Below are 6,553 nucleotides of genomic sequence, written 5' to 3'. Positions count from 1 at the left end.
GGCATCCAGACCGGCGCCCTGGCGCCCGGCGAGGGCGCCGCGATCCTGCTCGGGGCGCTGCTCACCGTGCTCATCGCGACTCTCGCGACGGCTCAGGCGGCGCGACGCGGGAGCGTCCCGCCGGCCGCGACCGGCAGCGCGGCGACGAGCGGGTCCGTCTAGGACGCGGCGATCTCGCGGGCCCGCAGGTCCTTGCGCAGGATCTTCCCGGCGCTCGACTTCGGGATCTGCTCGACGAACTCCACCCGGCGCACCTTCTTGTGCGGCGCGACGTTCTCGGCGACGAAGGCCATCACCTCGTCCGCCGTCAGCCCCGAATCGGGCCGGGCCACGATGAACGCCTTCGGCACCTCCTGGTGGTCGTCGTCGAGCACGCCGATGACCGCGGCATCCATCACCTTCGGGTGACCGAGCAGCAGCGCCTCCAGCTCCGCCGGGGCGATCTGGTAGCCGTGGTACTTGATGAGCTCCTTCGCGCGGTCCACGATCGAGTAGTAGCCGCCCGCGTGGTAGACCGCGACGTCGCCGGTGTGCAGGAACCCGTCGGCGTCCAGGGTGTCCGCCGTGGCATCCGGCTTGTTGAGATAGCCGATCATGATGTTCGGCCCCCGCATCCACAGCTCACCGCGTGCCGTGGTGCCGTCGGGGCCGACCTCGGTGATCTCCGCCCCGGTGTCCAGGTCGACGAGCTTCGCCTGCATGCTCGGCAGCAGATACCCGACCGAGCTGACCGGGATGTCGGCGACCTCCACCGGGATCGCGTGCGAGACCGGGCTCGACTCGGTCATGCCGTACCCCTGCAGCACGCGCGCGTGGATCCGCTTGCCGGCCGCCTCCGCCGTCTCGGCGTCGAGCGGAGCGGCACCGGAGAACACGGTGCGCACGGTGGAGATGTCGAACTGGTCGACGATCGGATGCTTGGCGAGGGCGACCGCGATGGGCGGCGCGATGTAGAGGTAGGTGCATCCGTAGCGCTGGATGTTCGTGAGGAACTCCACGAGGTCGAACTTCGCCATCGTCACGAGGCTCGCCCGCTGGCGCAGCGCGAGGTTCAGCAGCACGGTCAGCCCGTAGATGTGGAAGAACGGGAGCACCGCCAGCACCCGGTCGGAGGCGTCGAGGTCGAGGCTCGCCCGGCACTGCTGCACGTTGGCGACCAGGTTCCGGTGGCTGAGCATGACGCCCTTGGGGACGCCGGTGGTGCCGGAGGAGTACGGGAGCACGGCGATGTGCGTGGCGGGGTCGAACGAGACGTCCGGCGGGGGGTTCTGCTCGCCGATGAGCTGCCCGAGGCCGGGGTGCCCGTCGGCGCCGTCCATCACGATGAGGCGCTCCGGCGGGATGCCCACCGCCTCGGCGGCGGCGGATGCCTGCGGCAGGAACGGGCTCACCGTGACGAGCCAGGTGGCGTCGGCATCCCGCAGCTGCGTCTCGATCTCGCCGGCCGTGTAGAGCGAGTTGACGGTGGTGACCGAGGCACCCGCGCGGAGCGCGCCGTGCATCACGGTCGCGAACGACGGGACGTTGGGACACAGCAGTGCGACGACGGTTCCCACCTCGACGCCGCGCACGGCGAGGGCGCCGGCGAAGGCGTCGACCTGCGCGCGGAGGGCACGGTACGTGGTCTGCGTGCCGCTGGCCGGGTCGATGAGCGCGACCTGCGCCAGCTCGTCGTCGTCCAGCGACCCGAACAGGTAGTCGTAGACGCTGACGTCGGGGATCTCGATGTCGGGGTACGGGCTTTCGAACACGAGGAGGCTCCCCTTCGTCTTGCGTCATCGCAGGTGGGCACCGGCATCCGCGCCGGTGCAGACCATCATGCCACGGTGGTTCCGGCCCTGGAACTGAGTCGCATCGCCGCCGGAACTGAGTCCCGATCTTCGGGTGGCGGCTCCGCACGTGCGGAGGATGCCGTAGACTCGCACAAGTACCCCTAGGGGGTATCAAGGACGGAGAGGTGAGGCGATGACCACGATCGAGTTCCAGGTGACCGGCATGTCGTGCGGGCACTGCGAGGCCGCGGTCCGCAGCGAGGTCGGCGCCGTCCCCGGCGTGGCAGCCGCGGACGCCAGCGCAGCGACCGGCCGGCTCGTGGTCGAGGCATCCGGACCCGTCGACGACGCGGCCGTCATCGCCGCCGTCGCGGAGGCCGGCTACACGGCCGCCCGCGCCGCCTGAGTCCGGCCCCGCCCCCGACTCCCGGGAGCCGTCCACTGGCCCGCCACCGAGCTGCGGTGCCGGTGCCCTGGCACGTTGTACAGGCTCTGCGAGCCTGCCCGGCGCCTCGACGGTGCGCCGCGGCATCCGGCGCCTGTAGATCGTCCCCACGGCCCGGGATCCCGGTCGAGGAGAGGGGGTTGTCCACAATCGGCTCGTACGGATGGCGCACACCCGGATGCGGCTCACAGTGTGGGCGGATGAGCACCGAGCCGGATGCACAGGATGCCCCGCGGTTCTTCCGCACCCGCGATCTCGCGGCCGAGGGATGGACCGCCAAGCGGCTGGCCCGCGCCGTGCGCGACGGCAGCTTCCTCCGCCTGCGGAAGGGGGTGTACGGCCAGCCGGGGCTTCCCGAGGAGTGCGCTTCGGCCGTGCGGATCGGCGGACGGCTCTGCGGATCGTCCGAGCTGCGCCGCCGCGGGGTCTTCGTCCAGGACCACCCCGGCACGCACGTCCACATCGAACCGGAGGCGTCGCGACTGCCGCCCGTGCCGGAGGGCATTCACGTCCAGCGCGGCATGCTCCGGCGCACCCCTCATCCCCGGTCGTGCAGTGTCGAGGTGCTGGACGCCGTCATCCAGTCGGCGAAGGGGCAGCCGTGGCGCGAAGGTCTGGCGACGATCGAGTCTGCCGTGCAGCTCGGCGTGCTCCGGATCGACGAGCTGGGTGAGGTCTTCGCCGCGCTCCCGCGCCGTTACCGACGGGCGCGGCGGTGGCTGGACACGCGGTCGGAGTCCGGCACCGAGACGATCATGCGGCTCATCGCCCTCGAGCTCGGTGCCGGTGTCGAGGTGCAGGTGTGGATCCGCGGAGTGGGTCGCGTCGATCTCGTGATCGACGGCTGGCTGATCGTGGAGTGCGACAGCGAGCGATTCCACTCGGATTGGCGGCAGCGCAGGGAGGACCTGCGACGTGATCAGGCGGCCGCGCGGCTGGGATACTCCACCTATCGCCCGATCGCGGAGGACATCATGTGGCATCGCGACGAGGTCCGAGCCGCCCTGGCGGGCCTGCTCGCCGGTGGTCGGCCGGCCCGCGCCCGTCGCGCCGGGACGATGTCCAGGGGATAGACGCCGTGAGCTGCCGCTCGGGGCGGGGAACGGTCGAAATCACCTGTACAACGCGCCGGTGCTCCCGACCGGCGGAGAGTGGGCACGCCAAACCGGCTGGCTAGGCTGAGGGGATGACCGCGCATCTGCCCGCCCGCAGCCTGCTCGTGCACGACGCCCTGCGTGCCGTGGACATCACCGGCGAGATCGTCGTGCTGCCGGACTCCGCCGCGACCGCGGCGCTCGCCGCCGCGGCGGTCGGCGTCGAGGTGGGTGCGATCGCGAACAGCCTCGTGTTCTGGGCGGACGACGCCCCGCTGCTGGTGATGACCAGCGGCGCGCACCGGGTCGACACGAAGGCGCTCGCCGCGCGGCTCGGCACCGGCAGGATCGCCCGGGCGACCCCGGAGCAGGTGCGTGAGGCCACCGGCCAGGTGATCGGGGGAGTCGCACCGGCCGGGCATCCGGCGCCGATCCGCACGGTCGTCGACGAGGCGCTCGCCGCGTTCCCGGAGATCTGGGCGGCCGGCGGCACCCCGCACACCGTGTTCCCGCTCACGTACGACGAGCTCGTGCGGCTCACGGGCGGCATCGTCGCGCAGGTCGACTGAAGCCGCATCAGCGGCCGTACAGGCGACGCTGCAGCTCCGCGGCCGCGGACCGGACGGCCGGGACGAGGGATGCCGCCTCCCGGTCGGCCTCCTCGGGCCAGGTGACCGCGACCGCGGCGACCGGCCAGCCGGCGTGGTCGAGCACGGCGACGCCGATGGATCGCAGACCGAGGGTGATCTCACCGTCCTCGGTGGCGTAGCCGTCGGCACGCACCTGACGGAGCACTTCGCGCAGCGCCGAGCGCGTGCCCGGCCCGCGCCCGGTGCGGTCGATGAAGCTCGCGGTATCCGGGAACAGCGCCCGGATCTGCGCGGTCGGCAGCGCCGCCAGCATGGCGCGGCCGGTCGCGGTGAGGTGCGCCGGCAGACGCACCCCGACGTCGGTGACGAGGGCCGGGCGGCGCGGCGCGCGCTCCTCGACGATGTAGACGACGTCGCGGCCGCTCATGATGGCGAGGTGCGCGCTCTCGCCCGTGCGGTCGGCGAGGGTCGCCACGAGGCGCCGGCCGAGGCGGGCGATCGGCTGCTGCCGGCTGTAGCCGCCGGCGAGCTCGAACGCCGCCGTACCGAGTCCCCAGCGCCGCTCCGCGGGCACGTGCACGACGTAGCCGTGCTGGGAGAGCGCGTCGAGCAGATGGTAGATGCTCGACCGCGGGATGCCGAGGGCCTGCGCCATCGCCGCGGCCGGCACCGGGGCCGGCTGGCGGGCGAGATAGGTGAGGATCCGCAGCGTCTGATCGGCGGCGGGGACCTGTGGTCGATTGTCTGACATCCCAGACACAGGATGCCACAAACCGGTCGCGCCGTCATCCCGTTCGGTGTGGAATCGGAACATGACCTTCACCGCTCTCGCTTCCGTCGTCGTCGGCGCCGACGTGCTCACCCCCGCCGACGTCGTCGCCGTCGCCCGCTTCGGCGCGCGTGTCGAGATCGCCGCCGAGGCGCTCGAGCGCGTCGCGGCATCCCGCGCCCTCATCGAGGCCCTCGCCGACGACCCGGTGCCGCACTACGGCATCTCCACCGGTTTCGGCGCCCTCGCCACCACCTTCATCGAGCCGGAGCGCCGCGTGCAGCTGCAGCGCAGCCTCATCCGCTCGCACGCCGCCGGCACCGGCCCCGAGGTCGAGCGCGAGGTCGTGCGCGCCCTCCAGCTGCTGCGTCTGCAGACCCTCGCCACCGGGCGCACCGGTGTGCGTCCGGTCGTCGTCGAGACGTACGCCGAGATGCTGAACGCCGGCATCACCCCGATCGTCCGCGAGTACGGCTCGCTCGGCTGCTCCGGCGACCTCGCCCCGCTGTCGCACGTCGCCCTCGCCGCCACCGGCGAAGGCCGCGTGCGCGACGCCGACGGCATCGAGATGGATGCCGCCGAGGCCCTTGCCGCCGCCGCGATCACTCCGGTCGAGCTGCGCGAGAAGGAGGGCCTCGCCCTCATCAACGGCACCGACGGCATGCTCGGGATGCTGCTGCTCGCCCTGCACGACCTGCAGATCCTGCTCGACACCGCCGACCTCGCCGCCGCGCTGTCGGTGGAGAGCCAGCTGGGCACCGACGCCGTGTTCGCCGCCGACCTGCAGGCTCTGCGCCCCCAGGTCGGTCAGGGCACGTCCGCCGCGAACCTGCGCGCCCTTCTCGGCGACTCGCCGATCATCGCCTCGCACAAGGGACCGGAGGACGGCCGCGTGCAGGACGCGTACTCGCTGCGCTGCTCGCCGATCGTGCACGGCGCGGCCCGCGACACCGCCGCCCACGCCCGCATGGTCGCCGAGCGCGAGCTCGCCTCCGCCGTCGACAACCCGGTCGTCACCCTCGACGGCCGCGTCGAGTCCAACGGCAACTTCCACGGCGCCCCCGTCGCCTACGTGCTGGACTTCCTCGCGATCGCCGTCGCCGACGTGGCATCCATCTCGGAGCGCCGCACCGACCGCGCCCTCGACGTCGCGCGCAACCGCGACCTGCCGCCGTTCCTCGCCCATGAGGCCGGCGTCGACTCGGGCCTCATGATCGCCCAGTACGCCGCGGCCGGCATCGTCTCGGAGCTCAAGCGCCTCGCCGTCCCGGCATCCGTCGACTCGATCCCGTCGTCGGCCATGCAGGAGGACCACGTGTCGATGGGCTGGGCGGCGGCCCGCAAGCTCCGCCGCGCGATCGACGGCTTCTCCCGCGTGCTCGCGGTCGAGGTCGTCACGGGATGCCGCGCGCTCGACCTGCGTGCCCCGCTGCAGCCGGGCTCCGCCACGGGCGCCGTGCGCGACCTCGTGCGCACCGTCGTCGCGGGCCCCGGCCCGGACCACTTCGTGTCGCCCGACATCGAGGGCGTCACCGAACTCGTGATCAGCGGCGCCGTCGCCGCTGCCGCCTTCAACAACACCAAGGAGAACTGATGAGCACCAACGCCGAGACGCGCGTCGTGCGCGCACCCCGCGGTGCCGAGCGCACCGCCAAGAGCTGGGGCGCCGAAGCCGCCAAGCGCATGATCCAGAACAACCTCGACCCCGAGGTCGCCGAGCACCCCGAAGACCTCGTCGTCTACGGCGGCACCGGTCGCGCCGCTCGCAGCTGGGAGGCGTTCGACGCGATCGTCCGCACCCTCGACGAGCTCGAGCCCGATGAGACGCTGCTGGTGCAGTCCGGCAAGCCGGTCGGCGTGTTCCGCACCCACCGCGACGCGCC

At 72.5% G+C, this 6,553-nt stretch carries 6 protein-coding genes and 1 pseudogene; 5 read left to right on the top strand and 2 right to left on the bottom strand.

Going from position 1 to position 6,553, the window contains the following annotated elements:
• Window positions 1-158: 158 nt before the first annotated feature.
• Window positions 159-1,751, bottom strand: coding sequence for an AMP-binding protein (locus tag VJR25_RS03685; protein WP_324112636.1), 1,593 nt, complete (start codon window positions 1,749-1,751; stop codon window positions 159-161).
• Between the two features lie 214 nt (window positions 1,752-1,965).
• Here VJR25_RS03685 and VJR25_RS03680 point away from each other — a divergent pair, with 214 nt between their 5' ends.
• The 3 genes from VJR25_RS03680 to VJR25_RS03670 all read left to right on the top strand — a co-directional run bounded on the left by VJR25_RS03680 (window position 1,966) and on the right by VJR25_RS03670 (window position 3,880).
• Window positions 1,966-2,178 (top strand): heavy-metal-associated domain-containing protein, encoded by a 213-nt coding sequence (locus VJR25_RS03680; protein ID WP_324112634.1) that lies wholly within the window; start codon window positions 1,966-1,968, stop codon window positions 2,176-2,178.
• 239 nt (window positions 2,179-2,417) lie between these two features.
• The gene (locus VJR25_RS03675; RefSeq protein WP_324112632.1) at window positions 2,418-3,290 is read left to right on the top strand and encodes a type IV toxin-antitoxin system AbiEi family antitoxin domain-containing protein; all 873 of its coding nucleotides are present in this window, start codon (window positions 2,418-2,420) and stop codon (window positions 3,288-3,290) included.
• A gap of 113 nt (window positions 3,291-3,403) precedes the next feature.
• Window positions 3,404-3,880, top strand: coding sequence for a YbaK/EbsC family protein (locus tag VJR25_RS03670; protein WP_324112631.1), 477 nt, complete (start codon window positions 3,404-3,406; stop codon window positions 3,878-3,880).
• 7 nt (window positions 3,881-3,887) lie between these two features.
• On the opposite strand, the gene VJR25_RS03665 is transcribed toward VJR25_RS03670, so the two are convergent.
• Window positions 3,888-4,652 carry an IclR family transcriptional regulator gene (locus tag VJR25_RS03665; protein ID WP_324112628.1) on the bottom strand — a complete coding sequence of 255 codons (765 nt, stop codon included), beginning with the start codon at window positions 4,650-4,652 and terminating at the stop codon, window positions 3,888-3,890.
• Window positions 4,653-4,713: 61 nt separating this feature from the next.
• Between VJR25_RS03665 and hutH the strand changes: the two genes are divergently transcribed.
• Both hutH and VJR25_RS03655 read left to right on the top strand, forming a co-directional pair.
• Window positions 4,714-6,264 carry a histidine ammonia-lyase gene (hutH, locus tag VJR25_RS03660; protein ID WP_324112627.1) on the top strand — a complete coding sequence of 517 codons (1,551 nt, stop codon included), beginning with the start codon at window positions 4,714-4,716 and terminating at the stop codon, window positions 6,262-6,264.
• Window positions 6,264-6,553 (top strand): annotated as a pseudogene (locus VJR25_RS03655) (urocanate hydratase); the annotation flags it as partial. The gene hutH and the pseudogene VJR25_RS03655, both read left to right, overlap by 1 nt.

Source organism: Microbacterium sp., assembly GCF_035277845.1.
In the GTDB taxonomy this organism is placed as follows: domain Bacteria; phylum Actinomycetota; class Actinomycetes; order Actinomycetales; family Microbacteriaceae; genus Microbacterium.
Note: the sequence above shows the minus strand (reverse complement) of the source record. Positions and strands in the feature narration are given on the sequence as shown.

Coding starts and splice junctions, on each gene's coding strand:
- VJR25_RS03680 (WP_324112634.1), top strand. CDS start 1,966: ATGACCACGATCGAGTTCCAGGTGACCGGCATGTCGTGCGGGCACTGC.
- VJR25_RS03675 (WP_324112632.1), top strand. CDS start 2,418: ATGAGCACCGAGCCGGATGCACAGGATGCCCCGCGGTTCTTCCGCACC.
- VJR25_RS03670 (WP_324112631.1), top strand. CDS start 3,404: ATGACCGCGCATCTGCCCGCCCGCAGCCTGCTCGTGCACGACGCCCTG.
- VJR25_RS03665 (WP_324112628.1), bottom strand. CDS start 4,652: ATGTCAGACAATCGACCACAGGTCCCCGCCGCCGATCAGACGCTGCGG.
- hutH (WP_324112627.1), top strand. CDS start 4,714: ATGACCTTCACCGCTCTCGCTTCCGTCGTCGTCGGCGCCGACGTGCTC.